Consider the following 24,800-nt stretch of genomic DNA (forward strand, 5'->3'; position numbering starts at 1 on the left):
CGCCGTCAGAACCGGGGGGCAGGTCGGGCCCCGGGCTTGGCCAGCAGGAGCTGGCTGGTACCGATGGAGCGCTCCGTGAACCCCGCTTCGCAGTAGCACAGATAGTAACGCCACAGGCGAATGAAGCGATCGTCGTAACCCAGCCGCTGCACGGTATCCAGGTTGGCCTCGAAGCGGTGTCGCCACTCGCGCAGCGTGCTGGCGTAGTGAGGGCCGATCTCCTGCAGGGCCACCAGGTTGAGGGAAGTGCACCGGGTCAGGCCGTCGAGGATGGCGCGGTGCGAAGGCAGGAAGCCGCCTGGGAAGACGTGGCGCTTGATGAAATCCACTTCGCGCCTGGCCGCCTCGTAGCGCTGGTCGCGAATGGTGATGGCCTGCAGCATGGCCAGCCCGTCGTCCTCGAGCAGTCGATCCAGGGTGGCCAGATAGGTGTCGAGGTACTGGTGGCCGACGGCCTCGATCATCTCCACCGAGACCAGGCGGTCGTAGCGGCCTTCGAGTTCGCGGTAGTCCCGTTGCAGCACCTCGACCCGCGACTCCAGCCCCGCCTCGCGCACACGTTGCCGCGTATACTCAAACTGCTCGCTGGATATGGTCGTGGTGGTGACCCGACACCCGCGGGTGAGGGCGGCATGGATGGCCAGGCCGCCCCAGCCGGTGCCGATCTCCAGCAGGTGATGCTGCGGCTGCACGTCGAGCTGGGTCAGCAGCAGGTCGAGCTTATGGGTCGAGGCCTCCTCCAGGCTGGCTTCCGGATGCGGAAAGACGGCGCTCGAATACATCCGATGACGCTGATCGAGGAAGAGAGCAAAGAGCTCGTTGCCGATGTCGTAGTGCGCGGCAATGTTGCGCCGGGCGCGCTTGAGCGTGTTGCCCAGCAGCCGCTGGCCCAGGCTACCCAGCCAGATGCCTGCCCGCGCCACTCGGGATCCCACATCGCCGTCGAGCCGCTCCATGTTGATGGCGCACAGCCGAATCAGGCCGACCAGATCGTCGACGTCCCAATCGCCGTCGACATAGGCTTCGGCCGCGCCGAGGCTGCCGCCCAGAGCCAGCCGGCGCCATGTCCTCGCCCTCCGCACCACCAGGGTGACCTGCAGCGGCCCACCCTGTCCGAGCCGGTGACACTGGTTGCCTTCGATCAGCGTGATGGTACCCCCCGCGAGACTGCCGAGCTGAGCCAGCATTTTCGGCCTCAGCCAGCGTGTCAGGGTGGATGCGGATTCGGGCAACGGCCGCTCGGGGTGAGTGCGGAGCATGTTCACGGCGTGGTCTCCTTGCGCTGAGGGTGATCGTGGACGGGAATCCCCTTGGCCCAGAGTTTGAGCGCCTCGTAGTGAATGGCGGCGAGGGTCTTGAGGTTCATCCAGGGCTGGCGGGCCAGGGCCGCAAGCAGCGCCGGACGTGTCGCGGGTCGCATCGCCAGGGTTAAGCTGGCGTCGAAGTGGCGCTGCTCCTGGCGCCAGGTCTCCATGTGCAGGGCCAGCGTTTCGCCCGGGGTGTTGAAGCGCCAGCGGTAGGTCATGTCCAGCGGCAGAAAGGGCGAGACATGCAGGGCTTTGCTGAATTCGGCGGTGTGAGCGTGGCGCCCCGGCTTCACGGCACAGGCGTAGCGTGCTCGCTCTCGCCATGGCGTATTGGTCACTTCCCCCAGCACCGCGCCCAGGGCGCCACCCTCTTCCTCGCGGTGATAGAGGTAATACAGCGAGATTGGGTTGAAGCCCGAGCCCAGGGTACGCAGTTGGGTGAGTAGGCAGACCCGCCCCTGGGGTGCCCGGCCGAGTTGGCGGGTGACCTCGTCGCGGGCCGCGGCGGCCAAGGGCGATGAGCAGGGCGCCAGATAGTCCTCGCGACGAAAGCGGGCCAGGGCCGAGCGTCGAGCGCTGAAGCCCGGCACGCCGTCGAACAGTTCGGGCAGCTCGTCGAGATCGAGCCACATCATCCACACCCGATAGTCGAATCGGTGGCTGCGGGGCAGGTGGCGGCGATGCAGCAGCGTGCCATGACAGACACGCGAGCGCGGTAACGTCTTCATGAGCTGACCGCCGACCAGGCCGTTGTGCCGACTGCGTGCGTGCCGCTTTCGTCGCAGCCCAGCGCGTGAGCCACTCGCAGCGCGCTCCATACCCCGTCTTCGTGGAAGCCGTTGCGCCAGTAGGCGCCGCAGTAGTGGGTGCGCAGGGGGCCGCCCGAGATCTCGCCATGTCTGGCCTGGGCTTGCAGGCCGGCCAGGCTGAACTGAGGGTGGGCGTAGCGAAAGCGTCCCAGCACCCGGCTGGGGTCGATGGCATCGGCGTCGTTGAGGGTGACGCAGAAGGTGTGCGGCGCCTCGAGTCGCTGCAGCAAGTTCATATTGTAGGTCACCGAAGTCCGGGCATCGTCGCCGCGACCGTCCAGGCGATAGTTCCAACTGGCCCAGGCGCGCCGGCGCCGCGGCAGCAGGCGGGTGTCGGTATGCAGTACCACTTCGTTGTCGGCATAAGGCAGTGCGCCCAGCACCTCGCGCTCGGCCGGGCTGGCATCCTCCAGCAGCCGCAGCGCCTCGTCGGCGTGGCAGGCCAGCACCACCTGGTCAAATACTTCCCGGCCGCGCGGGGTGGTCAGCATGACGCCGTCGACGTCGCGGCGAATACCTCGCACCGGCGTGGCGAGTCGTATCCGCTCGGCGTATGGCGCCGTCAGGCCGGGGATGTAGGCGCGCGAGCCGCCGGCCAGGGTGTACCACTGAGGGCGGTGATACAGCGACAGCAGGCCGTGATGATGGAAGAAACGCACGAAGAACAGCGCCGGCATGCGGCGCATCTCCCCCAGGCTGGCCGACCAGATGGCCGCGCCCATGGGCAGCAGGTAGCGATGCTGGAAGTCGCTGCCGAAGCTCCAGGTGTCGAGATACTCGGCCAGGGTCAGCGCCGCCGGCAGCCGCTCGTACCTGAGGTCGTCGCTGGCCTGGCGATTGAAGCGCAAAATGTCGGCCAGCAGGCGGTAAAAGCGCGGGCTGGTGAGGTGGCGACGCTGCGCGAACAGCGAACCGAGGGTATGGCCGTTGTATTCGAAGTCCCGCTGCGTCTCGTGCACGGAAAAGCTCATCTCGGTGGGCTGCACGGCCACGTCGAGCTGTGTGAGCAGGCGCTGGAAGTGCGGGTAGGTACGGTCGTTGAAGACGATGAAACCGGTATCGATGGCGTAGTGGCGCCGGTCGAGTTCGACGTCCACGGTGGCGGTATGTCCGCCCAGCCGCCCCGCCGCTTCGAACAACGTGACCTGGTGGCGAGCGCTGAGGTACCAGGCAGCGGCCATGCCGCTGATGCCGCTGCCCACCACGGCGATGCGCTGGGCGGGAGCGGTGCGCTCGGAGCGTGCAGGAAAACAGGCGGTCATGGCGTCAGGTCTCCATGGCGGGATGGCGTGCCAGCCGTTTGCCCAGGCGGTAGCGCAGCGATGGCGGCAGCAAGCCGAGCAGGCGGATGCCGCAGGTGAAGCGCCGCGGGAAGTGAATGTCGAATCGGCGCTTCTCAATGCCGGCGACGATGGCCTGGGCCGCTGCTTCCGCCGAGATTCGCATGGGCATGGCGAAGTCGTTGCGCTCGGTCAGCGGCGTGGCGACGAAACCGGGATGTATCAGGCTGACCTCGATCCTCTCGTGAGCCAGGTCCAGCCTCAGCGACTCGAGATAATGGCTCAGGGCGGCCTTCGAGGCACCGTAGGCTTCAGCCCGCGGCAGCGCTAGGTAGGCCGCGGCGCTCGAGGTCGCCGCCAGCTGCGGGCGCCCGCCGGCATCACGGGCTCGGCGCAGCAGTGGCAGCGCGGCGCTGATGCAATACACCGCGCCGAAGAAGTTGACCGCAAAGACTCGCTCGACCAGGGCGCTGTCCATATAGGGCGCGTCGAGGTACTCGCAGGTACCGGCATTGAGCAGCACCAAGTCGAGGTGGCCGAAGAGGTCGCTCAAGTGTCGACCGGCGGCTTCGACGGCATCGCGGTCGGTGACGTCGAGCGGCAGTGGCAGGGCATTGCTCCGGCCCTCGCACAGGGTCATCAGCGCCGGCTCGCTGCGCCCGCTCAGTGCTACCAGGTGGCCCTGGTCGAGCAGGCGAAGCGCCAAGGCACGCCCGATGCCCGAGGTGGCGCCGGTCAGCCAGATCCGCCGTGTTTCGTTGGGAGATGTCATGCCTGCTCCTTGCTGAGGAACCTGTGCCTAGCTCGCTACCCGTCGCTTCAGCCAGCGCACCATGCCGCCGATGGCGGGCAGCTGTTCATAAAGCATCGCGCCGGCGTCGAAGTAGTCGCGATGCAGACAGACGCGCTGAGGCTCCGCGGGCGAGAAGGTCAGCTGCGAGCAACCTTCCACGGCAATCAAGTTGCCGCCGGCCAGGCGCGGATGCCTCAACTGCATCGTCCAGGTGACGTAGGCCCGCTGCTCCACCCTCAAGCTGTCGTGAAAGGCGAAATGGCACTCCGTCACGTTCTCGTACAGCTTCAAGAAGTGTGCTTCGAGCGCCTTCAGTCCCTCGATTCGGTGGAATGGATCAATGAACGTCACATCTCGAGTATATAACTCGTATAATAATTCTGTACAGCTTTTGTCTAGTTTGTTGAAGGCGGCGCAAAAGGTCGCCAGGGTGTCGTCCTGGTGCATGCTGGTGTCTCCTGTTGAGGCAGGGGTGGCCTGAGGTCAGGCGCTGGGCGGCAGTGCCTTGAAGGCATCCAGCGCGCGGGCGCGGGCCGCCTTGTGATCGACGACGGGGCGGGGGTATCCCACCTGGCTGCACTGCGCGGCGCTGGGGGCGTGGCGATCCCGCGGCGCCAGTTCCGCCAGTTCGGGCACGTAGTCGGCGATGAAGCGAGCGTCCGCATCGAAGCGGCGCGATTGGGTGGTGGGGTTGAAGATGCGGAAGTAGGGTGCCGCATCCGTGCCGGTGGAGGCGGCCCACTGCCAGCCGCCGTTGTTGGCGCAGAACTCGCCGTCCACCAGGTGCTGCAGGAAGAACGCTTCGCCTCGTCGCCAGTCGATCAGCAGATGCTTGCTCAGGAACATTGCCGTGACCATGCGCAGGCGGTTGTGCATCCAGCCGGTGCTTATCAGCTGGCGCATGGCGGCGTCGACGAGGGGGTAGCCGGTGCGTCCCTCGCACCAGGCGTTAAAGCCGGCTTTGTCGTCACGCCAGGCCAGCGCCTCTGTGTGGCGCTGGAACGCCCGATGGCGACAGACGCGGGGAAAGCCCGCCGCCACGTGGTGGTAGAACTCGCGCCACACCAGCTCGTTGACCCAACTGGCGATGCCGGCATCGCCATCCGTCAGGCTGCCGTCGTTTTCATTCAGCGCTGCTTGTAGGCACTGGCGATGGGAAATCATGCCCAGAGCCAGATAGGGCGAGAGTTCACTGGTGCCGGCGAGAGCCGGGAAGTCGCGCTGCCCGGCGTAGTGGCGCGCGCGAAAGCGCAGGAAGCGCTCCAGCCGGTCGGCCGCTGCCGCCTCGCCTGCGGGCCAGCGACTGGCCTCGACGGCAGGGGCGGGCAGCGTGGGTTCTTCGACGCGCTCGCTGGCGATGGGCGGGGATGGCTGTGGCGCCGGTGTCTCCCTCAGAGCCACACGTTCTGCCGTCAGCTGGCGCTGCCAGGCCCGGGCGAAGGGAGTGAACACGCCATAGAAATCGCCCTTGCCGGTAAGCAGTTCGCCTGGGGCGAAGGCCACGCTGTCGTGGTGGCCTCTGGCGGTGAGGCCGGCGTCGGCAAAGGCCTTTGCCACGGCCTGGTCACGACGCTGCTCATCCAGCGGGTACTCATGATTGAAGTGCAGCTCGGTGGCATCGATTTCGCGGGCGATCTGCAGCAGTGCACCGGGGGCTTCGTCGAAGTCGTCGATGTCTCGGTGCAGCAGCGGAATACCGAGGCCGGTCAACGACTCCTTCAGGGCTATGACGCCACGATGCCAGAAGTCGAGCTTGTTGGCGCCGTGCCCATGGCGCAGCCAGTGCGGCTGGCTGCGCAGAAACACGGCCACCACCGGGCCTCGGCGGGCCGCGGCTGCCAGCGCCGTGTTGTCATGAATGCGCAGGTCGCTGCGAAACCACACCAGTGAGCGGGTCATGCGGTTGCCTCGCCCTGGGTCAGGCTTCGTGGATCAACGACCGCAGGCGCGCCATGGCCTGGGGCAGGTCGTCGCCCAGTAGCTCTACCAGGCTGTCTGCCAGGTCGCCGTCACGGATACGTGCCACAGGCCCGCATAGTCCCAGCGGGGCGTCGAGCTGTTCGGCCAGGCGTGGCAGCTGGCGGCGGATCACGTCGGCGCGTTCGGCGCGGCCGCTCACCAGCAGCACCGCCGCTGCCTGCAGGCGCTCGACGGCCAGAGGAAGTTCGCTGAAAGGCAAGGCACTGTCGAGCAACTGGATGCGGTAGCCGGCATCGCTGGCCGCCAGAGCGGCCAATAGCAACCATAGCGTGCCCGGGTCATCGGGCAACGGGGCGAGCAGCAGTAACGGCCCCCGGGCGAGCTGGTTGGCATGGTAGAGGCGTATGCCGATGCGTGTACGCAGAAAGGATTCCAGGCAGCGTCGCTGCAGGGTGGCGCCGAGCTGGTCGCGCCAGTGCTCCTCGAGCTCGCGTGTGACCGGCTGCCAGAGCTCGGTCAGACAGGTGGTCACGGGATAGAGCGCCAGACTCTGGGTGAACAGGGCTTCCATCTGGTTGCGGTCGAGCGCCTCGACGGCGGCGACCAGCTGACGCTGCTGGCTGGGCCAGTCGCCGGAGGCCGGCTCGGGAGGTGGTGCGGCGGCGGGCTGGTCGATGAGCTCCTTGACCTGGCTGACCGGAACCCCACGACTCAGCCACTGCAGGATACGCTCGACCCTTTCGATGTCCTCACGAGCGTAAAGACGATGGCCCTTGGGCGTGCGCTGAGGGCGAATCAGGCCGTAGCGGCGCTCCCAGGCGCGCAGGGTCACCGAGTTGACGCCGGTGATGCGGGACACCTCGCGGATCGGGTAGAGCGGTGTGTCGGCCGGGTGGCCCCCCTTTGCGGTCATGCGCGCCTCTGCTCGTTCGTTGTGTGGACCTTGCCATCACCTGGATTCGTCTGCCTGGCTGGCCGTCGTTGCGGTTGGCAGCAGAGAATATTGTACACTACTCGAATGGTGTACAACTGATGGAGGTCATGGTCAAGTCGGCAGTGCTTCTCCCGCCTGTTCAGCGATCACGGCGGCCAGGGCCTCGACGAAGGCCGGATGTTCGCCCACCGGGGGCAGGAGCCGCAGGTCGACGCCGGGGTGCGCGGCGCGTAGCGCCTCGACCTGGGCCGGCACGTCCTTGCGCAAGTGACGCCCGGCAGCGAAGAATAGTGGCAGGATCTCGGCCCGCCGAGTGCCCGAAGCGGCAAGTTCGGCAACGGTACTTTCCAGTGAGGGTTCGCTAAGCTCCATGTAGGCGAGCTTCAGATCTGCCGACATGCGGGCGGCCAGCGCCTCATGAAGGTGCTCGAACGGGGCTCGCCACTTGGCGTCGCTGGAGCCGTGGGCGAGAAGGATCAGGCTGTAGGACATGACTGTCTCCCGAAAGCAGGCAGGATGCTGGCAGGTCGGCGCCCCGGCGCTACCAGGGCTCTTGCAATTGTCGCCAGCATAGCAGAGGTGTACAACGGCTGTATAACGAAAGGCAGCGGTGCGGAGGGATTGCGATGCGGGTACTGATTACGGGTGGCAGCGGTTTCGTCGGGCAGCGTCTGTGCCTGCGCTTGAAGCAGGCCGGGCATCGCCTGCAGGTGGTGTCGCGCGATCCGGACGCGGCCAGGAGCAAGCTGCCCCAAGGTGCCGACATAAGGCGCTCGGTGCTCGACTTCGTCGAGTCGCCCCCGGATGCCATCGTCAACCTGGCCGGCGAGCCGATCGCCGCCCGGCGCTGGAGCGACGAGCAGAAGAACCGGCTGATCGACTCACGGGTCAACGTCACCCGCGACCTGGTGATCCTTTGCGAGCAGCTCAAGCAGGCCAACGGCAAGGCGCCCGGCGTCATGATCTCGGGGTCGGCCATGGGCTATTACGGCGATCAGGGCGAGGCCGAGGTCACCGAACAGACCCCACCGCACGATGAGTTCGCTCACCGCCTGTGCAAGCGCTGGGAGGATACCGCCAGGGAAGCGGCGGATTTCGGGACGCGGGTCGCGCTGCTGCGTACGGGCCTGGTACTGGATACCGGCGGGGGCAGCCTGGAGAAGATGCTGCCGCCCTTCAAGCTGGGCTTGGGCGGCCGCTTCGGCAACGGCCGCCAGTTCATGCCCTGGATTCATCGAGAAGATCTGGTGCGCAGCATCCTGTTCTTGCTCGAGCGCGACGATCTCGACGGGCCGTTCAACGGCAGTGCGCCGCATCCCGTCACCAACGCCGAGTTCACCCGTACCCTGGCCAGGCAGCTGAATCGGCCGGCCGTCATGCCGGTGCCGGCCATGGTGCTGGAGACCGCTTTCGGTGAGATGGCACGGCTGCTGTTGACCGGCGCCGACATGCGTCCCGCACGCCTGCTCGAGGCCGGGTTCACGTTCCACTTCCCAACCCTCGAGCAGGCACTTGCCGACATCCTCGGCAAGTCCTGACGCCTACCGCTGCGAGGCTCAGCGGCTCTCGTCACCCACCGTGACGATCACCCGCACGGCGTCCAGTCGCAGCCGTGTGCCTTCGATGGCGCCGTCGAGTTCGCCACGCTCGCGGCGCAGCGCCTCGAGTTCCGCCTCGCGCACCGCCGGGTTGAGTCGCGCCAGTGCCTCCAGGCGGGCCAGCTCTCCGTCCAGTTCTCGGCGCATGCGTACCTGAGCCGCTTCGACGATGCTCGGCAGCTCGCGCTCGGCCTCCTGCTCGCCCTGGGTGAGCAGCTCGCGCAACTGGTCGTGGCGGCTGCGAATCAGGTCCCTGGCCATGGCCTTCTTGACCTTCTTCAGGTTCTTGGAAAGCCCGGTGAAGGAGACCTTGTCGCTGAGCACGGCACCGGACTCGTCGAGCAGCACGCGTACCGCGGTAGGCGGCAGGAAACGATTGACGTGCAGCCGCTTCGGCGCCGGACAGTAGGTACGGAACACTAGCTCCGCCATCAGCCGGCCGGCGGGAATCGCCGGATGCTTGAGCAACGCTAGCGCAGTATTGCCCATGGTGCCGCCGAGGATGCGCGCCATCATTTCGCGCAGCAGCGGGTGCTCCCAGGAGAGCCGCTGCACGTCGTCGCGGGCCAGCGCGCGCTCACGCGACAGGGTGGCGGTGAAGCCCTCCTCACCCTTGGCGAGGCCGGGCAGGCCGTCGAGCATATGCGGGCTGGGCTGCAGGTGCAGCAGGCCGCCGCCTAGCTCCTGGCTGTCGACGCCGAAGATGTCCAGTGCCTGGTCGAGGTAGCGCGACAGGGCCGGATCGTGATCGAGCTCGCGGATCGCCGTGGCGACCGCTTCGGCCCGCGCCGGGCGGCAGGCGTTGAGTTCAAGCAGACGGTTGCGCCCGGCGTCGCGCTGGGCCAGGCGGTTCTCGAACAGGGCGCGGGTCTCGGCGATGAGGTCGTCGAGCGCCTCGTCGTCGAGCAGCGCCTCGGCCAGGGCATCGCCGAAGGCGTCGAACAGTTCGCTGCCGACCCCGTGGGGAGCGTCGAAGGCATCCATCCCCTCGCGGAACCAGCGCAACAGACGCGCCCCGGGGCTGGCTTCGAACAGCGGCACGTGGATCTCGATGGCATGGCGCTGCCCGATGCGGTCGAGCCGGCCGATGCGCTGCTCGAGCTGGTCCGGGTGCTGGGGCAGGTCGAACATCACCAGATGGCGACAGAACTGAAAGTTACGTCCCTCCGAGCCGATCTCGGAGCAGACCAGTACCTGGCTGCCCTCCTCCTCGTCGGCGAAGGCGGCCGCCGCACGGTCGCGTTCCACCAGCGTCAGCCCCTCGTGGAACACCGGCGCATGAATGCCGCCCAGTACCCGCAGCGCTTCGGCCAGGCCCTGAGCGGTTTCGCGACTGTGCGCGATCACCAGCACCTTGTCGTTGGCGAAGCCCTGTTCGCCGTCATCGGCGAGGCGCTCCAGCAGCCAGTTCACCCGCGTGTCGATCTGCCACCAGGGCTCGGCGTTGAGCGGATCGTCCAAAAGTGCGCGATAGGTGGCGTCGGGGTAGATCAGCACGTCGGGATGGTCGAGCCCGGTCTCGATCAGCAGTTCGTCGAGATGGTCCTCGTCGCGCTCGAGCTTGCGCAGTACGCGGCGGTAGGCCGAGGGCAGAGGCAGCTCGGCCAGGTGCAGGTGACGCTCGGGAAAGCCGCCCACATGGCGGCGGCTGTTACGGAACATCACCCGGCCGGTGCCGTGGCGGTCGAGCAGTTGCTCGCGCAACTGGTCTCGGGCACTTGCCTGTTGCTGCGGGCTGCTCTCGGGATTGGCCAGGGTATCGAGCAGGGCCAGGCTATCATGCTCCCCGATCACCGCGGCCACGGCGGCGCGATCGTTCTCGCCGCCGGCCGGCAGGCGTTCCAGGGCATCGATGGCCTGGGCCACCTCCACGTAGTGCAGCTCCTCTTCGCGAAACGCCTCCAGGCTGTGGTAGCGATCCGGGTCGAGCAGGCGCAGGCGGGCGAAGTGGCTCTCCAGGCCCATCTGCTCCGGGGTGGCGGTGAGCAGCAGCACGCCCGGCACGCGCTTGGCCAGACGCTCGACGCAGGCGTAGCCGGCGCCGACCTGCTCGGCGCTCCAGTCGAGATGATGCGCCTCGTCGACGATCAGCAGGTCCCAGTCGCAGGCGGCCGCCTGCTCCTGACGCTGCGGGTTGGCGAACAGCCATTCCTGGCTGGCGAGGATGAGCTGGCCGGACTCGAAGGGGTTGGCTTCGGCCTGGGCCAGGCTCTGTTGCTCGTCGAGCAGGGTCACCTCGAGGGCGAAGCGGCGCAGCAGCTCCACCAGCCATTGGTGCATGAGGCTCGGCGGCACCAGGATCAGGGCGCGCTCGGCGCGGCCGGTGAGCAGCATGCGGTGCAGGATCAGCCCTGCCTCGATGGTCTTGCCCAGCCCCACCTCGTCGGCCAGCAGCACGCGCGGTGCGTGGCGCCGGGCCACCTCGTCGGCAATGTAGAGCTGATGGGGAATCAGGTCGATGCGCGGGCCGGCCAGGCCCAGCGCCGGATTCTGCTCGATGCGATGATGGTGGTGCAGGGTGCGGAAGCGCAGATCGAACCAGTCGTTGCGGTCGACCTGTCCGGTGAGCAGGCGGTCGCGGGCCTGGTCGAACTGCATGCTGTCGGCCAGGCGCGCCTCGGGCAGTTCGCGCAGCTCGCCCTGGTCGTCCTCGCCGATGTAGACGATCAGGCCGTCGACTTCCTTGCTGTCGTCGACGGTCAGGTTCCAGCCTTCGGCGGACTGGATGCGGTCGCCGCTGCCGAAGGCCACACGGGTCAGCGGCGCCTGGCGGCTGCTGTAGGTACGGGTTTCCTGGCTGGCGCCGAACAGCACGGTAACGCTTCGGTGGTCGCAACTCAGGATGGTGCCCAGGCCAAGATCGGCCTCGCCATCGCTGATCCAGCGCTGGCCGGGTGAAAAGTCGCTCATGATGCCTCGGTCGATGCTGAACACGGTGCGCACGCTGCCGCCGAAGCCTGGCTTCGGCTGGCAGGGCGGGCGATTCTAACGCAAAGGCCGCGTTGGCTTAAGGCTGGTGGAGAAAGGCGGGAAATGGTAGGGAGCGGCTGTTACCGGTGGTAATCAGTGGCGTCCCAGCCAGGTGTCGAGCTGCGCTCGCGAGAGTTCGCCCACATGGCGCTCCACTGCGCGGCCTTCACGGTCGAACAGCACCGTGGTGGGGAGCCCCGGCGATTCCATGGTGCGGATCATCTGCTGGTTCGGATCGAGCAGCGGGTAGCGGAACGCGAGCTCCTGCTCGTCCAGGTAGCGGGCCACCTGGAGCAGCTCCTCACCCTGGTTGATCACCACCGCGGTAACGCCATCGCGAGTGTCGGCCTCGGCTAACAGCGGCATCTCGCGCAGGCAGGGCGGGCACCAGGTTGCCCACAGGTTGACCACCACCAGCTCGCCCTGAAGCTGTTGCAGGTTGACCGGCTCGCCGTCGAGGTTGTCCAGAGTGATGTCGGGCAGCTCGCGCAGCGGCATGTCGCCGCCGAAGGGGGCCAGGGTGACCAGCACCAGCCACAGCGCCGAGGCGCCGACGGTGAGACCCATGGCGCCTATCATCGACAGCAGCCGGTCGCGCAGTGCCCAACCGGTCCAGATCAGCGCGGCGAGCAGCCCCCACAGGCCGTGATAGCCGGGCTGCCAGAGCCTCAACACGTCCAGCGGGGCGGCGGCATAGGCGTCGAAGTTCAGTGCCACGTGCCCCAGGCGGGCGCCCACCAGCCAGGCCAGCAGCAGGCCGTTGAACCAGCGCGACCGCGCCGAGGGCGAGAGCCCCAGCAGCAACCAGGCGGCGAGCAGCAACAGCAGGGCACAGCCAATGGCATAGAGGCGCGGTACGGATATCAGTACGGGGCCCAGGGCAAAGGCGTCCATTGGCTCGGCTCCAGCATTTAGGGTCGGCGCAAGCGCCGTGACCGGGTAAAATCACTTACTTGCATAAAGTAACGCGTCAGGCAGAGCAAGCCTACTGCCCCAGGACGGCGCTGTCACCGGCGGGAGCCTTCATGGCACACAAGACCTTCGATACTCTGCGCGCCCTGGCCATCGCTAGCCAGGCGCTGGGTTTCATTCTGATCATCACGTTGGAAACGGTCATGGGGGGCGAGGCCGCACGGCCCTGGCAGGGGGTGACCCTGGGCGCCATGGTGGCCTTTGCCCTGGCGCTGGCCGTGGCGCGGCTCTATCGGCGCAACAAAGAGCGCAAGGCCATGGCCCGTCGACTGGCAGACCTCGATGACGAACCCTGATTCGGACGCCACGCGCCGCTCCCGCGGCAGGCTGCTGACGCTTTGCGGGGTACTGCTCCTGTTGCTGCAAGGCTGTGCCGGCAGCGCGGCGGTGCGCGAACATGGAGCGCCATTGACGCCGGGCGAACGCGAGGCCACCTGGCTAGGCCAGTGGGCGCTTCTGAGCGGCTCAGCGCATCCGGGCAAGAGTGGCTTTGCGCTGCTCTCCAGCGGCCAGGATGCCTTCAGCCTGCGCGCGCTGCTCAGCGAGCAGGCTGACCGCAGGCTTGATATCCAGACCTATCTGATGGGCGACGGGCAGACCACTCGGGCGCTGCTGCATCGGCTGCTGGCGGCCGCCGAGCGCGGCGTCGAGGTGCGCCTGCTGATCGACGACATCGGTGCGGTGGGTCAGGGGCGGCAGCTGGCCGCGCTCGACAGCCACCCCAACGTGCAGGTGCGCGTCTACAACGCCCTGAGCGTCGGGCGGGGCACGCTGACGGGACGCGTGCTGGCCTCGGCGCCCCAGGCGGCACGTCAGCATCGACGAATGCACAACAAGCTGTGGATCGCCGACGATGCCCTGGCCATCGTCGGCGGTCGCAACCTGGGCGACGAGTACTACAGCGCCAGCGAACCACGCAACTTCACCGATCTCGATCTGCTGGTCCTGGGGCCGGTGGTGGAGCCTCTGGCACAGAGTTTCCATCTCTACTGGAACCATGGCCTGGCACAACCCATCGGTCGCTATCACCGTGTTGATGAGGACGCCTGGCAAGCGTTGTTGGCATCGCTCGCCGAGTGGCTCGAGAGCAGTGTCGACTCACCCTATTTCGCCGATCTGCGCCAGCGCTATGCCGACATCGAGCAGGGGCCGCTGGTGGGCAAGCTGCACTGGGGGGCGGGAGTGGCGCTGTGGGACCCGCCGGGCAAGCCCGCCTGGCGGGGTCGTCCGGCCTTCGGGCGCACCATGGCCGGCGCTCTGCTCGAACAGGTGGGGGAGCCGAACGAGCGGCTGACCCTCGTGTCCGCCTACTTCGTACCCGGCAGGCAGGGAACCCGGCTACTGACGGAGCTGGCCGATGCCGGCGTGAAGGTCGAGATATTCACCAATGCCCTGGAAGCGACCGATGTGCCAGTGGTGCACGGTGCCTACCAGGCCAGGCGGGCGACATTGCTCGACAGTGGGGTCGCGCTGTACGAGATGCGCACCGAGCACGAGCCGGATGCCGAGATCGGCTTTGGTGTGGGGTCTTCGGCTTCCGCCCTGCACATCAAGGCGCTGGGTATCGACGCCGATCGTGTCTTCGTGGGGTCGGCCAACGCCGACCCGCGCTCGGTATGGTGGAATACCGAGGTGGGCGTGCTGGTGACCAGCCAGGGCCTTGCCAACGAGTTTCAGCGCCTGACCGAGATCGGCAAGTCGCCGGCACTCAGCTATCGGGTCGAATATGACGATACCGGGCAGCTCGTCTGGCAGACCATGGCCCAGGGCGAGCTGGTAAGGCTGATGCAGGAGCCCGCCGGCTTCTGGCGCCATTGGGGGGCCGTGCTGGGCCGCATTGCCTGGCTGGAGTCGCTCCTCTAGGCTCTCCCTCTGCCTGTACCAGAGCGGCTTGAAAGGAGCAGGGCATGACGCAACCCGCCGAGGAGATCCCTACCGACACCCCGCGCCCGGCGAGCTGCGCCTTCATGCTGCCGGTGGCCACACCGCCCAATGCCGTCGTCTTCGCCAGCGGCAAGCTCACCGTTATCGACATGATGCGTGCCGGTGCCATCATCAGCCTGGTGGCGACCCTGACAATCCTGCTCTTTTTGCATGCCCTGGCCATGCCGGTGCTCGGCTTCGGCTGGGCCGGCTGACTCCCACTCAAGTAGCGGCTAGGCTTAATCAAGGGTGCCGAAGCGACGCCGTGAAAAGGGGGGGGAACGCCATGTATCAAACGATTCTGGTTCCGCTGGATGGCTCGAGCCATGCCGTGAAAGCGTTGACCATTGCCGCGCAGCTGGCGCGTGCATCTTCTGCTGCACTTTATCTGTTGCATGTCACCGAGCTGCCCGACGATATCGGCATCCTGGCCGGATCCACCGGTCAGCCTTTCACCGAGGAGCGCCGTCAGGAGCTGGCCCGGCAGAGTGAACAGCGGGCCAGGGCGGCGATCGACAGCGCCCGAGAGGCCGTCGACCTCTCCGGCCTGGAAGTGAAGGTGCTGATTCGGGAGGGCCGGCCGGCCGATACCATACTGAGCCAGGCCGTCGACATCGGCGTGGATGCCATTGTCATGGGTAGTCGTGGGATGAGCGAGCTCAAGGGAATGCTGGTGGGAAGCGTTTCCCACAAGATCACGCATGCCGCGGAGTGCACCGTGATCAGCGTGACTTGATAATGGTTTTCATGCTGGGGCGTCGGCGATGCCCACCCGGTTGCGACCCGAGCGCTTGGCGCGATACAGGGCGCTGTCGGCGCGTGCCAGGATCGCCTCTGGGTTGTCGCCCCGGTGATATTCCGCGATTCCCAGGCTGATGGTCACGGCCAGACCGTGCAGGCGGGTCTCTGCCACCTGCTGGCGCAGCCGCTCGGCGAAGATCGAGGCTCCTTGCGCCATGGTGTCCTGCAGCAGGATGGCGAACTCCTCGCCGCCCCAGCGGGCCAGCAGGTCGGTGCTGCGCAGGGTCTGGCTGACCAGGGCGGCCAGACGTTTGAGGATGATGTCGCCCGTGTCGTGACCGTGCTGGTCGTTGATCGACTTGAAGTGGTCGATATCGAACAGCAGCAGTGAGAAGGTGTTGTCGCTGCGCTCGGCCTGACGCACCGCCTTGCGCATGGCGACATCGAAGGCGCGGCGGTTGTGGGTGCCGGTCAGGTGGTCGCGGGTGGCCTGCTGCTCCAGCTCCTCTTCCAGGCGCTTGCGCTCGGTAATGTTGTGGAAGACGGCAATGAAGTGGCGGATCCTGCCATTGTCGTCGTAGACAGCCGTGATCGACTGCCACAGCGGATAGATGTCGCCGTACTTGTTGCGATTCCAGATCTCGCCCTGCCAGTGGCCGGTTTCCAGTACCGCCTGCCACAGTTGAGCGTAGAAGTGCTTGTCGTGACGGCCCGACTTGAACAGTCGGGGAGTCTCGCCAATCACCTCTTCCGGCAGATAGCCGGTAATGTCGGTGAAGGCCTGATTGACCCGCTCGATGCGCATTTCCGGATCGGTGATCAGCGTGGCCTGGCCGGTCTGGAACACGCTGGCGAGCAGCCGCAGCTCCTCCTCCTGACGCTTGCGCTCGGTGATGTCTTCCTTCACCGCCACGAAACGTACGATCCGGCCGCTGTCGTCGCGTACCGGGGTGATGGTCTCGGCTTCCCAATAGAGCCCGCCGTTCTTCTTGCGGTTAAGAAGCTCTCCGCGCCACACACGGCCGCTGCGCAGGGTCTGCCACAGCTCGCGGTAGACGTCGTCTGGTGTCATGCCCGACTGGATCATGGCCGGCGTCTTGCCGATCAGCTCCTCGCGCGAGTAGCCTGTCACCTCGAGAAAGCGCCGGTTGACGTACTCGATGCGCCCTTCGGTATCGGTGATCGCCGTGGCCGCCGGGCTCTGCTCCACGGCGATGTAGAGCTGATAGAACTTGGCCCGTAGCGTATCGAGATCGGCGTCGGGCCAATAAGGGTGGAACATGGCGCGGGCGCCATCGCTGTCGCCATGCGCTGCTTCATGCTCGCCGTTCTTCACGAGCACCTCCGTACGAGTCGGACTTGTTCTGACGCAAGTCTCTTATGGATATGTTTGAAATGATTGTCTTTGAAAATATGACGTCAGCGCTATGCTGCGCCGGTGGCGCAGCATAGCGCCTTTTTTCGGCGCATTCACGTCGACGTTGGCCTACTCAGAGATGTTAAACGAGCAATGAGTCGAAGAAGCGATGTCAGGGGGGGACGAAAAGGGCCTCGCAATTGCTTGCGAGGCCCTTGAATTCTTTGGTCGGAGTAGCAGGATTCGAACCTACGACCTCTGCCTCCCGAAGGCAGCGCTCTACCAAGCTGAGCTATACTCCGTTACTTCTTTTTCGAGCCGCTTTTGGGCGACGCTCGCTGTCGGCTCCGGGAGCCGACGGATGGGCATTATACGCAAAACCCCTGGCCTTGCAAGTCCCACCGCGGCCCTGATGCGGCGCCTTCAGTGCTGGCGCTCCACCGCGAGTCGAGCCAGGTCGGCCATGCTGTCGCGGTAGCGGCTGGGCGGCAGGAAGTCGAGCTGCTCCAGCGCCTTGGCCGACATCTCTTCGGCCCGTGCCCGGGTGTAGTCCAGCGCGCCGGTATCGCGCACGATGGCCAGCACCTCGTCGAGCCGTTCGAGCCCGCCCTGACGAATGGCCTGGCGGATCGTCCTGGCCTGGTCCGGGGTGCCGGCAGCCATGGCCTGGATCAGTGGCAGGGTCGGCTTGCCCTCGGCCAGATCGTCGCCCACGTTCTTGCCCATCGCCTTGGCGTCGCCCTGGTAGTCGAGCAGGTCGTCGACGAGCTGGAACGCCAGCCCCAGGTAGCGGCCATAAAGCTGCAGCGCCGCTTCCTGCTGCGGGTCGGCCTCGGCCAGCACCGCGCCGCTGTGGGTGGCGGCCTCGAACAGCATGGCGGTCTTGCCCTGGATGGTCTCGAAGTAGACGGTCTCGTCGACGTCGGGGTTGCCCACGTTGGTCAACTGCTGCACCTCGCCCTCGGCAATGATGCAGGTGGCGCCGGAAAGTATGCCCATGATCTTCAGCGAGCCGATCTCCACCATCATCTGGAAGGAGCGCGAGTAGAGGTAGTCGCCCACCAGCACGGAGGGGGCGTTGCCCCAGGCGTCGTTGGCGGTGGCGCGGCCGCGGCGCATGCGGGATTCGTCGACCACGTCATCGTGCAGCAGGGTCGAGGTGTGCATGAACTCGATCAGCGTGGCCAGCGAGATGTGCTTGTCGCCCTGATAGCCCAAGGCGCGGGCGGCCAGCAGTACCAACAGCGGGCGCAGTCGCTTGCCGCCGCTGGCGATGATGTACTGACCGATGGTCTCGACCAGCGGCACCCGCGAGGCCAACTGCTCCTTGATGGTGCGGTTGACCGCGGCAAAATCGTCGGCGACCGCCGCGTGCAGCGACGAAGAGGCGGTGGTGTTGCTGTCAGTCGAACGGGAAGAGGCGTTGGCTGGCATGAGGCAGTGTCATCGGGCTGTTGGGCCGGCATGCCGGACATGGCAGTGGCCTTGGGCTGCGGCTCATGCTATGGCCCGCCCATGTGGGCGTCAAGCTACGCCGCGGCGGGTGTCTGCGGCGACGTCTCAACCAGTGTGGGCAGTGCTTGATAGGCCCGCGGCGCGCGGTTATAATGCGCGGCCCACTCATCATGCTCCCTGTCAGATGGCTGCCGAAAGAGGCGCCACTCGAAGCAGGCCGATGAAGAGCCAACCCCGATGAGTTCTGGAGAGAGACACATGTACGCTGTTATCAAGAGCGGTGGCAAGCAGTACCGCGTTCAGGAAGGCCAGACTCTCAAGCTCGAGAAGCTGGAAATCCCCACCGGCGAAACCATCGAGTTCGATGAGGTGCTGCTGGTTGCCAACGGCGACGACGTGACCGTCGGCGCTCCGCTGGTCGCGGGCGCCAAGGTGGCTGCCGAGATCGTTTCCCACGGCCGTGGCGAGAAGATCCGCATCATCAAGTTCCGTCGTCGCAAGCATCACATGAAGCGTCAGGGCCACCGTCAGTGGTTCACTGAAGTCAAGATCACCGGGATTTCCGCCTAAGCGGCTTCCCCTTAACGAGCGAGGACTTTGCAATGGCTCATAAGAAGGCAGCCGGCTCTACGCGTAACGGCCGCGATTCAGAATCCAAACGCCTTGGTGTCAAGCTGTTCGGCGGCCAGGCCGTCACCGCTGGCAACATCATCGTGCGTCAGCGCGGCACCCGCTTCCACGCCGGTACCGGCGTCGGCATCGGCCGCGACCACACTCTGTTCGCTCTGAGCGACGGTGTGATCAAGTTCGAGACCAAGGGTCCGAAGAACCGCAAGTTCGTCAGCGTCGTCTCTGCCTGAGAACGCACGAACCGGTAACTGGAAGGCCCCGCTCAGGCGGGGCCTTCTTGTATCATGGCGGTAGCATCCGCCGGGAGAGTCACAATGCAGTTCGTCGACGAAGCCTCGATCATCGTGGAGGCGGGCAGAGGGGGTAATGGCTGCCTGAGCTTCCGCCGCGAGAAATACGTGCCCAAGGGTGGTCCCGATGGCGGCGACGGCGGGCACGGCGGCAGCGTCTACCTGGTGGGCGACGACGCTCTCAACACGCTGATCGACTTCAAGTTCCAGCGCTTCTATCAGGCCGAGAGCGGCCGTCCCGGCCAGGGGCGCCAGATGAGCGGCCGCGCCGGTAGCGACCTGGTGGTCAAGGTGCCGGTGGGCACCACGGTGATCGACGAGGATACCCTCGAGGTGATCGCCGACATCACCGAGCTCGGCCAGCAGGTGCTGGTAGCCCAGGGCGGTCGCCGCGGGCTCGGCAACATTCACTTCAAGTCGTCGACCAACCGGGCGCCGCGCAAGACCACGCCCGGCACCGACGGCGAGCGGCGCAACCTGCGTCTGGAGATGAAGGTGATGGCCGACGTCGGCCTGCTGGGCATGCCCAATGCCGGCAAGTCGACCCTGATCCGTTCGGTGTCCGCGGCCAAGCCCAAGGTGGCCGACTACCCCTTCACCACCCTGGTGCCCAACCTCGGGGTGGTGAAGCTGGGCATGCACGAGCACTTCGTGATGGCCGACGTGCCGGGGCTGATCGAAGGCGCTTCCGACGGCGCCGGACTGGGGCTGCGCTTCCTCAAGCACCTGACCCGCACCCGCCTGCTCTTTCACGTGGTCGACGTGGCACCTTTCGACGAGTCCGATCCGGTCGAGGTGGCGCGGGCCATCGCCCACGAGCTCGAGCAGTTCTCGCCGACCCTGGCCGAGCGGCCGCGCTGGCTGGTGCTAAACAAGCTCGACCTGGTGCCCGAGGAGGAACGAGAGGCGCGGGTATCCGCCATCGTCGAGGGGCTGGGTTGGACTGGCCCCGTATTCCGCATCTCGGCGATCAGTGGCGAGGGTACTGACGCTCTGGTACAGGCGGCCCACCGCTGGCTCACCGAGCAGCGCCGGCTGGAGCATGAGGACGAGGAGGCCGCCGAGCGCGAGCGCGAGATGCGTGAACGCATGGAGGCGGAAGCGGTGGCGCGCACCGAGGCGCGTCTGGGTCGTCGGCGTAAGCGTCGCGATCAGGACGACGACGATGACTTCGACGATGATGATTACGACGTCGAGGTCGAGTATGTAGAGTGAGGCGCTCAGTTTCTCTGGGTTTGAGGTTCAGCCTTGTTGGAGAGTGAACAGGTGAGCAACGAGCGGGTTCCGGGTCGCGATGCGCTGCGTGGCGCTCGCCGGGTGGTGGTGAAGATCGGCAGTGCGCTGCTGACCAACGATGGGCGTGGGCTCGACGAGGCAGCCATTGGCGGCTGGGTGGACCAGATCGCCGCGCTGCATCGTCAGGGGCTCGAAGTGGTGCTGGTGTCGTCTGGCGCGGTGGCGGCCGGCATGGTGCGGCTGGGCTGGCAGGCCCGACCTTCGGCGGTACACGAGCTACAGGCTGCCGCCGCAGTGGGCCAGAACGGTCTGACTCAGTGCTACGAGCACCATTTTGCGCGCCATGGATTGCTTACTGCCCAGGTGCTGCTTACCCATGACGATCTCTCCAACCGCAAGCGCTACCTCAATGCGCGCTCGGCGCTGCGCACCCTGGTCGATCTGCGCGTGATCCCGGTGATCAACGAGAACGACACCGTGGTCACCGACGAGATCCGCTTCGGCGACAACGACACCCTGGGCGCGCTGGTGGCCAACCTGCTAGAGGCCGAGGCATTGGTAATCCTCACCGACCAGGAGGGGTTGTTTGACGCCGATCCGCGCCACAATCCCGAAGCCTCTCTGATCAGCGAGGGGCGTGCTGATGACCCGGCGCTGGCCGCCATGGCCGGAGGCGGCGGTGCGCTGGGGCGCGGCGGTATGACCACCAAGATCCAGGCGGCTCGGCTGGCGGCCCGTTCCGGTGCCGTCACGGTGATCGCCAGCGGGCGTCAGCCCGAGGTGCTGACCCGACTGGCCGCCGGTGAGTCGCTGGGCACCCTGCTGCGTCCGGAAGAGGCCCCCATGGCGGCACGCAAGCGCTGGCTGGCCGGTCAGCTGCAGGTGCGCGGCAGCCTCACGCTGGACGCCGGGGCGGTGAAGGTGCTGCGCGGCAGCGGCTCGAGCCTGCTGGCGGTGGGGGTCAAGGCACTGTCGGGCGACTTCGTGCGTGGCGACATGGTGCTGTGCGTCGACGAGCAGGGGCAGCGCATCGCCAAGGGGCTAGTGAACTACGGCGCCGACGAGGCGCGACGCATTCTCGGCCAGCCCAGTCATCAGATAGAAGCGATCCTCGGTTACATGGAGGCGCCGGAGCTGATCCACCGCGACAACCTGGTGGTGCTGTGAAGCAGGGTTTGCGCGGCCTGTAGCATGACGCCGCGCACCTGTGGTAGTATGCGCCATCCTCTCAGACACGGCCCGTCGACAACCTTCGCGTTGGCGAGATGGCCAGGCCGGCAGGAAAGCGAAATTTCCAAGCCGGACAAATCGTTATCGATGCCGCCCCAGACCGGGCGGCGTCAAAGTTTTCCAGGAGATAGTCAGTGGCAAACAGCAAGCAAGCCCGCAAGCGTGCCCGTCAGGCGGAAGGCCGTCGTGTTCTGAAGGCGAGCCAGCGCGCCATGGTGCGTACCTATGTGAAGCGCGTCATCAAGGCCATCAACGGCGGCGACCACGCCACCGCCATGACCGAGTTCCAGAAGGCGCAGCCGATCATCGACCGCATCGCCGACAAGGACGTGCTCTCCAAGAAGAAGGCTGCGCGCCTGAAGAGCCGCCTGAACAAGCGAATTAAGGCGCTGGCTGCGTAAAGCCGGTCGCCTGGAGACGTCGCGAACCCGGCCCTTGGGCCACGTTCGCAACGCTCGTGAAAAACCGGCTGCGGCCGGTTTTTTTGTGTCTGCATGCCAGCCAAGGCTTGATGGTCGAGGATGGGAGCGGTGACGGAACCCGAGAAGTTGCCCGATTCAGCGAAGTCGAGCGTGCCCCTGGTGGCCGATGACGACCGTGCCGTGGCGCCCAAGGCCGGCGGACTGATGCGTTCCGGCCTGGTAGTGGGTGTCATGACCATGCTGTCGCGGGTCATGGGGCTGGTGCGTGACGTGGTGGTGGCGACCCTGTTCGGTGCCGGCAACGGTGCCGACGCCTTCTTCGTGGCGTTCAAGATTCCCAACTTCATGCGCCGCCTGTTCGCCGAAGGGGCCTTCAACCAGGCCTTCGTGCCGGTGCTTTCCGAGTACGCCACTCGCGGCAGCAAGCGCGAGGTGCGCGAGCTGCTCGACGCCGTGGCCGGCAGCCTCACCGCGGTGCTGGCGCTGATCACCGCCCTGGCCATGCTCGCCGCACCCTGGCTGGTGTGGGTCTTTGCCCCGGGCTTCGGTCGCGACCCGGCCAAGCTGGCGCTCACCGCCGACATGCTGCGGCTGACCTTTCCCTATCTGCTGCTGGTCTCGCTCACTGCCTTTGCCGGCAGCGTGCTCAACACCTGGAACCGCTTCGCCGTGCCGGCCTTCACGCCGGTGCTGCTCAACCTCTCGTTGATCGGTGCCGCCGTGCTGCTCACGCCCTTGATGAGCGAGCCGGCCATGGCGCTGGCCTGGGGCGTGCTGATTGCCGGCTTTGCCCAGCTCGCTTTCCAGGTGCCGTTTTTGGCGCGCCTGGGGCTGATGCCGCGACCCTGGCCCAACTTCGCCCACAGCGGCGTGAAGCGCATCCTGATATTGATGGCGCCGGCGCTGTTCGGTGTCTCGGTGTCACAGATCAACCTGCTGTTGGATACCGTGCTGGCCTCGCTGCTCACTCCGGGCAGCGTGTCGTGGCTCTACTACTCCGACCGCCTGGTGGAGCTGCCGCTGGGGGTGTTCGGCATCGCCATCGGTACGGTGATCCTGCCGGCGCTCTCCAAGCGTCACGCCGAGCAATCGGGCGAGCACTTCGCCGCCATGCTCGACTGGGCGGTGCGTGCCGTGCTGCTGCTGGGTCTGCCGGCGGCGCTGGCCCTGGCGATCCTTGCCGAGCCGCTGCTGATCTCGCTGTTCCACTACGGCGCCATGACCGAGCACGACATCGTCATGGCGGCCATGAGCCTGCGCGCCTACGCCTTCGGCCTGGTCGCCTTCATGCTGATCAAGGTGCTGGCGCCGGGTTTCTTCGCCCGCCAGAACACCAAGACCCCGGTCAAGGTCGGCATCATCGCCATGGTCGCCAACATGGTGTTCAACCTGATCCTGATCTGGCCGCTGGCCCACGCCGGCCTGGCCCTGGCCACGGCGCTGTCGGCCTTCCTCAACGCCGGCCTGCTGGGCTGGCTGCTGCACAAGCAGGGCGTGCTCGTGTTCCAGCCGGGCTGGGGGCGCTATGCCGTGCAACTGGTGGGCGGCTGCGTGGTGATGAGCGTGGGCCTGGCCTGGCTGGCACCGGAGTGGCAGCAGTGGCTCGAGTGGGGTGTATCGGCGCGGGTGCAGTGGCTGGCCTTGTTGGTAGTGGTCGGCGCGGCGATCTACTTCGCCTGGCTGGGGGCGCTGGGGGTCAGGCCGCGGCATTTTCGTATGCGGGGGTAGGGCGCCCCTCGGTGTGGGGAACCGGAAGCCTTATGAAGCAGATCGCCGGCTGTCAAGGGAACTGGGGTTCGCTATAATCTTCCCCTTTGTACGTTTTTCAACCAGAAGGCTTAGTGAAGACTGAATGGAAGTCATTCGAGGACTGCACAATCTGCGCGAGGAGCATCGCGGCTGCGTGGCCACCATCGGCAATTTCGATGGCGTACACCGCGGCCACCAGGCGATTCTCGACCAGTGCCGCGAGCAGGCCTCGAAGCTGCGCCTGCCGGTCACGGTGGTGGTGTTCGAGCCCCAGCCGCGAGAGTTCTTCGCCGGCGATCAAGCGCCGCCACGCCTGACCCGTCTGCGCGAAAAGGTGCGCCTGCTGGGTGAAAGCGGGGTCGATTACGTGCTCTGCCTGCCGTTCAACGAGCGCCTGCGCAGCCTCACCGCGGTGGAATTCATCGACCGCGTGCTGGTCGAAGGGTTGGGAGTACGCCATCTGGTGGTGGGCGACGACTTCCGCTTCGGCTGCGATCGCAGCGGCGATTTCAGCCTGCTGGCCGAAGAGGGCGAGCGGCGCGGTCATCAAGGCTATGGCGTCGAGCACACCCGCACTTTCGCTCTCGACGACGAGCGTGTCTCCAGTACCCGGGTGCGCACGCTGCTGGCCAGCGGCAACTTTGCCCAGGCGGCACGGATGCTGGGCCGCCCCTATCGGCTCGGCGGTCGGGTGGTCGCCGACCAGCAGTTGGGGCGTACCATCGGCGTGCCCACGGCCAACCTGCCGCTGCCACGGCTGCCTCTGGCGCTGCGTGGCGTCTACGCGGTGGTGGTCGAACTGCCCGGCGGGCGCCGCTGTCCCGGGGTGGCCAACATCGGCTGGCGTCCCACGGTGGGCAGCGACCGGCCGGTGCTGGAGGTGCACCTGTTCGACTTCGACGGCGACCTCTATGGCGAGCGTCTGGTGGTGTTTCCCTGCGCCAGGCTGCGCGGCGAGGTGAAGTTCGACGACTTCGCCGCTCTCAAGCAGCAGATCGCGGCCGACCAGGCGCGCGCCCGGCGCTATTTTGCCGATGAGTGTCAGTTTACCGATGAGTACCAGGAAGCCAGAGAGCTTGGCCTGACAGACGACTCACTTCCATTGGCTTCGGCGCCGCTGGCGCGCGAGACCGTGAATTTCGAATCCTCGGCGGGACGTTCCGCCGACCACGACGACGGCTGAC

General features: G+C 66.5%; 24 protein-coding genes and 1 tRNA gene. 12 read left to right on the forward strand and 13 right to left on the reverse strand.

What is annotated here, in order from left to right:
- Positions 1-5: 5 nt before the first annotated feature.
- The 8 genes from HOP53_RS09050 to HOP53_RS09085 form a co-directional block, all read right to left on the reverse strand.
- A complete protein-coding gene (locus HOP53_RS09050) occupies positions 6-1,259 on the reverse strand; it encodes an SAM-dependent methyltransferase (protein WP_234270415.1) in 1,254 nt (417 codons plus the stop codon).
- Positions 1,260-1,261: 2 nt separating this feature from the next.
- Positions 1,262-2,035 (reverse strand): DUF1365 domain-containing protein, encoded by a 774-nt coding sequence (locus HOP53_RS09055; protein WP_234269745.1) that lies wholly within the window; start codon positions 2,033-2,035, stop codon positions 1,262-1,264.
- Positions 2,032-3,378, reverse strand: a complete 1,347-nt coding sequence (locus HOP53_RS09060) for an NAD(P)/FAD-dependent oxidoreductase (RefSeq protein WP_234269746.1) — start codon at positions 3,376-3,378, stop codon at positions 2,032-2,034. The genes HOP53_RS09055 and HOP53_RS09060 overlap by 4 nt, the downstream gene beginning before the upstream one ends.
- Before the next feature lie 4 nt (positions 3,379-3,382).
- A complete protein-coding gene (locus HOP53_RS09065) occupies positions 3,383-4,168 on the reverse strand; it encodes an SDR family NAD(P)-dependent oxidoreductase (RefSeq protein ID WP_234269747.1) in 786 nt (261 codons plus the stop codon).
- 27 nt (positions 4,169-4,195) lie between these two features.
- Positions 4,196-4,636, reverse strand: coding sequence for a nuclear transport factor 2 family protein (locus tag HOP53_RS09070; protein WP_234269748.1), 441 nt, complete (start codon positions 4,634-4,636; stop codon positions 4,196-4,198).
- 36 nt (positions 4,637-4,672) lie between these two features.
- A complete protein-coding gene (phrB, locus tag HOP53_RS09075; protein ID WP_234269749.1) occupies positions 4,673-6,088 on the reverse strand; it encodes a deoxyribodipyrimidine photo-lyase in 1,416 nt (471 codons plus the stop codon).
- A gap of 19 nt (positions 6,089-6,107) precedes the next feature.
- The gene (locus tag HOP53_RS09080) at positions 6,108-7,022 is read right to left on the reverse strand and encodes a MerR family transcriptional regulator (protein WP_267955316.1); all 915 of its coding nucleotides are present in this window, start codon (positions 7,020-7,022) and stop codon (positions 6,108-6,110) included.
- A gap of 132 nt (positions 7,023-7,154) precedes the next feature.
- A complete protein-coding gene (locus HOP53_RS09085) occupies positions 7,155-7,535 on the reverse strand; it encodes a sirohydrochlorin chelatase (protein ID WP_234269750.1) in 381 nt (126 codons plus the stop codon).
- Positions 7,536-7,669: 134 nt separating this feature from the next.
- On the opposite strand from HOP53_RS09085, the gene HOP53_RS09090 reads away from it, so the two are divergent.
- On the forward strand, positions 7,670-8,581 hold the full coding sequence (locus HOP53_RS09090) for a TIGR01777 family oxidoreductase (RefSeq protein ID WP_234269751.1): 912 nt from the start codon (positions 7,670-7,672) through the stop codon (positions 8,579-8,581).
- 18 nt (positions 8,582-8,599) lie between these two features.
- Here HOP53_RS09090 and rapA read toward each other — a convergent pair whose 3' ends face one another.
- Positions 8,600-11,551 carry an RNA polymerase-associated protein RapA gene (rapA, locus tag HOP53_RS09095; RefSeq protein ID WP_234269752.1) on the reverse strand — a complete coding sequence of 984 codons (2,952 nt, stop codon included), beginning with the start codon at positions 11,549-11,551 and terminating at the stop codon, positions 8,600-8,602.
- A gap of 153 nt (positions 11,552-11,704) precedes the next feature.
- Positions 11,705-12,505 carry a TlpA family protein disulfide reductase gene (locus HOP53_RS09100; RefSeq protein WP_234269753.1) on the reverse strand — a complete coding sequence of 267 codons (801 nt, stop codon included), beginning with the start codon at positions 12,503-12,505 and terminating at the stop codon, positions 11,705-11,707.
- Positions 12,506-12,636: 131 nt separating this feature from the next.
- Between HOP53_RS09100 and HOP53_RS09105 the strand changes: the two genes are divergently transcribed.
- The 4 genes from HOP53_RS09105 (at position 12,637) to HOP53_RS09120 (ending at position 15,242) form a co-directional block, all read left to right on the forward strand.
- Positions 12,637-12,879, forward strand: a complete 243-nt coding sequence (locus tag HOP53_RS09105; RefSeq protein ID WP_234269754.1) for a hypothetical protein — start codon at positions 12,637-12,639, stop codon at positions 12,877-12,879.
- On the forward strand, positions 12,866-14,446 hold the full coding sequence (locus tag HOP53_RS09110; RefSeq protein ID WP_234269755.1) for a phospholipase D family protein: 1,581 nt from the start codon (positions 12,866-12,868) through the stop codon (positions 14,444-14,446). The genes HOP53_RS09105 and HOP53_RS09110 overlap by 14 nt, the downstream gene beginning before the upstream one ends.
- A 44-nt stretch (positions 14,447-14,490) precedes the next feature.
- On the forward strand, positions 14,491-14,721 hold the full coding sequence (locus tag HOP53_RS09115) for an anion permease (RefSeq protein WP_234269756.1): 231 nt from the start codon (positions 14,491-14,493) through the stop codon (positions 14,719-14,721).
- A 71-nt stretch (positions 14,722-14,792) separates the two neighbouring features.
- On the forward strand, positions 14,793-15,242 hold the full coding sequence (locus HOP53_RS09120; RefSeq protein ID WP_234269757.1) for a universal stress protein: 450 nt from the start codon (positions 14,793-14,795) through the stop codon (positions 15,240-15,242).
- Between the two features lie 9 nt (positions 15,243-15,251).
- Here HOP53_RS09120 and HOP53_RS09125 read toward each other — a convergent pair whose 3' ends face one another.
- The 3 genes from HOP53_RS09125 to ispB all read right to left on the reverse strand — a co-directional run bounded on the left by HOP53_RS09125 (position 15,252) and on the right by ispB (position 18,038).
- Positions 15,252-16,583: a sensor domain-containing diguanylate cyclase gene (locus HOP53_RS09125; protein WP_234269758.1), complete on the reverse strand. Its 1,332-nt coding sequence runs from the start codon at positions 16,581-16,583 to the stop codon at positions 15,252-15,254.
- Between the two features lie 246 nt (positions 16,584-16,829).
- Positions 16,830-16,906: transfer RNA gene (locus tag HOP53_RS09130), tRNA-Pro, on the reverse strand.
- Positions 16,907-17,027: 121 nt separating this feature from the next.
- The gene (gene ispB / locus HOP53_RS09135) at positions 17,028-18,038 is read right to left on the reverse strand and encodes an octaprenyl diphosphate synthase (RefSeq protein WP_234269759.1); all 1,011 of its coding nucleotides are present in this window, start codon (positions 18,036-18,038) and stop codon (positions 17,028-17,030) included.
- A gap of 279 nt (positions 18,039-18,317) precedes the next feature.
- Here ispB and rplU point away from each other — a divergent pair, with 279 nt between their 5' ends.
- The 7 genes from rplU (at position 18,318) to ribF (ending at position 24,799) form a co-directional block, all read left to right on the forward strand.
- Complete coding sequence (gene rplU / locus HOP53_RS09140; protein WP_086508020.1) at positions 18,318-18,629, forward strand: 50S ribosomal protein L21; 312 nt, start codon at positions 18,318-18,320, stop codon at positions 18,627-18,629.
- 32 nt (positions 18,630-18,661) lie between these two features.
- A complete protein-coding gene (gene rpmA / locus HOP53_RS09145) occupies positions 18,662-18,919 on the forward strand; it encodes a 50S ribosomal protein L27 (protein ID WP_104204424.1) in 258 nt (85 codons plus the stop codon).
- 84 nt (positions 18,920-19,003) lie between these two features.
- Positions 19,004-20,194: an Obg family GTPase CgtA gene (gene cgtA, locus HOP53_RS09150; RefSeq protein ID WP_234269760.1), complete on the forward strand. Its 1,191-nt coding sequence runs from the start codon at positions 19,004-19,006 to the stop codon at positions 20,192-20,194.
- A 33-nt stretch (positions 20,195-20,227) separates the two neighbouring features.
- Positions 20,228-21,382, forward strand: a complete 1,155-nt coding sequence (gene proB, locus HOP53_RS09155; RefSeq protein WP_234269761.1) for a glutamate 5-kinase — start codon at positions 20,228-20,230, stop codon at positions 21,380-21,382.
- Between the two features lie 197 nt (positions 21,383-21,579).
- Positions 21,580-21,846 carry a 30S ribosomal protein S20 gene (gene rpsT / locus HOP53_RS09160; protein ID WP_010626521.1) on the forward strand — a complete coding sequence of 89 codons (267 nt, stop codon included), beginning with the start codon at positions 21,580-21,582 and terminating at the stop codon, positions 21,844-21,846.
- Between the two features lie 129 nt (positions 21,847-21,975).
- Entirely contained in the window at positions 21,976-23,595 is a 1,620-nt protein-coding gene (gene murJ, locus HOP53_RS09165; RefSeq protein ID WP_234269762.1) for a murein biosynthesis integral membrane protein MurJ, read from the forward strand.
- Positions 23,596-23,719: 124 nt separating this feature from the next.
- Positions 23,720-24,799 carry a bifunctional riboflavin kinase/FAD synthetase gene (gene ribF, locus HOP53_RS09170; protein ID WP_234269763.1) on the forward strand — a complete coding sequence of 360 codons (1,080 nt, stop codon included), beginning with the start codon at positions 23,720-23,722 and terminating at the stop codon, positions 24,797-24,799.
- Position 24,800: the final 1 nt, after the last annotated feature.

This window comes from Billgrantia ethanolica (assembly GCF_021404305.1).
Taxonomy (GTDB): Bacteria; Pseudomonadota; Gammaproteobacteria; order Pseudomonadales; family Halomonadaceae; genus Halomonas; species Halomonas ethanolica.

What these genes read in the sequence shown, in the direction of transcription:
- HOP53_RS09065 (WP_234269747.1), bottom strand. Translation starts at nt 4,168, where the DNA reads ATGACATCTCCCAACGAAACACGGCGGATCTGGCTGACCGGCGCCACC.
- HOP53_RS09105 (WP_234269754.1), top strand. Translation starts at nt 12,637, where the DNA reads ATGGCACACAAGACCTTCGATACTCTGCGCGCCCTGGCCATCGCTAGC.
- HOP53_RS09070 (WP_234269748.1), bottom strand. Translation starts at nt 4,636, where the DNA reads ATGCACCAGGACGACACCCTGGCGACCTTTTGCGCCGCCTTCAACAAA.
- ribF (WP_234269763.1), top strand. Translation starts at nt 23,720, where the DNA reads ATGGAAGTCATTCGAGGACTGCACAATCTGCGCGAGGAGCATCGCGGC.
- HOP53_RS09060 (WP_234269746.1), bottom strand. Translation starts at nt 3,378, where the DNA reads ATGACCGCCTGTTTTCCTGCACGCTCCGAGCGCACCGCTCCCGCCCAG.
- HOP53_RS09085 (WP_234269750.1), bottom strand. Translation starts at nt 7,535, where the DNA reads ATGTCCTACAGCCTGATCCTTCTCGCCCACGGCTCCAGCGACGCCAAG.
- ispB (WP_234269759.1), bottom strand. Translation starts at nt 18,038, where the DNA reads ATGCCAGCCAACGCCTCTTCCCGTTCGACTGACAGCAACACCACCGCC.
- cgtA (WP_234269760.1), top strand. Translation starts at nt 19,004, where the DNA reads ATGCAGTTCGTCGACGAAGCCTCGATCATCGTGGAGGCGGGCAGAGGG.
- HOP53_RS09050 (WP_234270415.1), bottom strand. Translation starts at nt 1,259, where the DNA reads ATGCTCCGCACTCACCCCGAGCGGCCGTTGCCCGAATCCGCATCCACC.
- HOP53_RS09120 (WP_234269757.1), top strand. Translation starts at nt 14,793, where the DNA reads ATGTATCAAACGATTCTGGTTCCGCTGGATGGCTCGAGCCATGCCGTG.
- HOP53_RS09055 (WP_234269745.1), bottom strand. Translation starts at nt 2,035, where the DNA reads ATGAAGACGTTACCGCGCTCGCGTGTCTGTCATGGCACGCTGCTGCAT.
- rpmA (WP_104204424.1), top strand. Translation starts at nt 18,662, where the DNA reads ATGGCTCATAAGAAGGCAGCCGGCTCTACGCGTAACGGCCGCGATTCA.
- HOP53_RS09100 (WP_234269753.1), bottom strand. Translation starts at nt 12,505, where the DNA reads ATGGACGCCTTTGCCCTGGGCCCCGTACTGATATCCGTACCGCGCCTC.
- HOP53_RS09090 (WP_234269751.1), top strand. Translation starts at nt 7,670, where the DNA reads ATGCGGGTACTGATTACGGGTGGCAGCGGTTTCGTCGGGCAGCGTCTG.
- HOP53_RS09110 (WP_234269755.1), top strand. Translation starts at nt 12,866, where the DNA reads ATGACGAACCCTGATTCGGACGCCACGCGCCGCTCCCGCGGCAGGCTG.
- phrB (WP_234269749.1), bottom strand. Translation starts at nt 6,088, where the DNA reads ATGACCCGCTCACTGGTGTGGTTTCGCAGCGACCTGCGCATTCATGAC.
- rplU (WP_086508020.1), top strand. Translation starts at nt 18,318, where the DNA reads ATGTACGCTGTTATCAAGAGCGGTGGCAAGCAGTACCGCGTTCAGGAA.
- HOP53_RS09115 (WP_234269756.1), top strand. Translation starts at nt 14,491, where the DNA reads ATGACGCAACCCGCCGAGGAGATCCCTACCGACACCCCGCGCCCGGCG.
- rapA (WP_234269752.1), bottom strand. Translation starts at nt 11,551, where the DNA reads ATGAGCGACTTTTCACCCGGCCAGCGCTGGATCAGCGATGGCGAGGCC.
- HOP53_RS09080 (WP_267955316.1), bottom strand. Translation starts at nt 7,022, where the DNA reads ATGACCGCAAAGGGGGGCCACCCGGCCGACACACCGCTCTACCCGATC.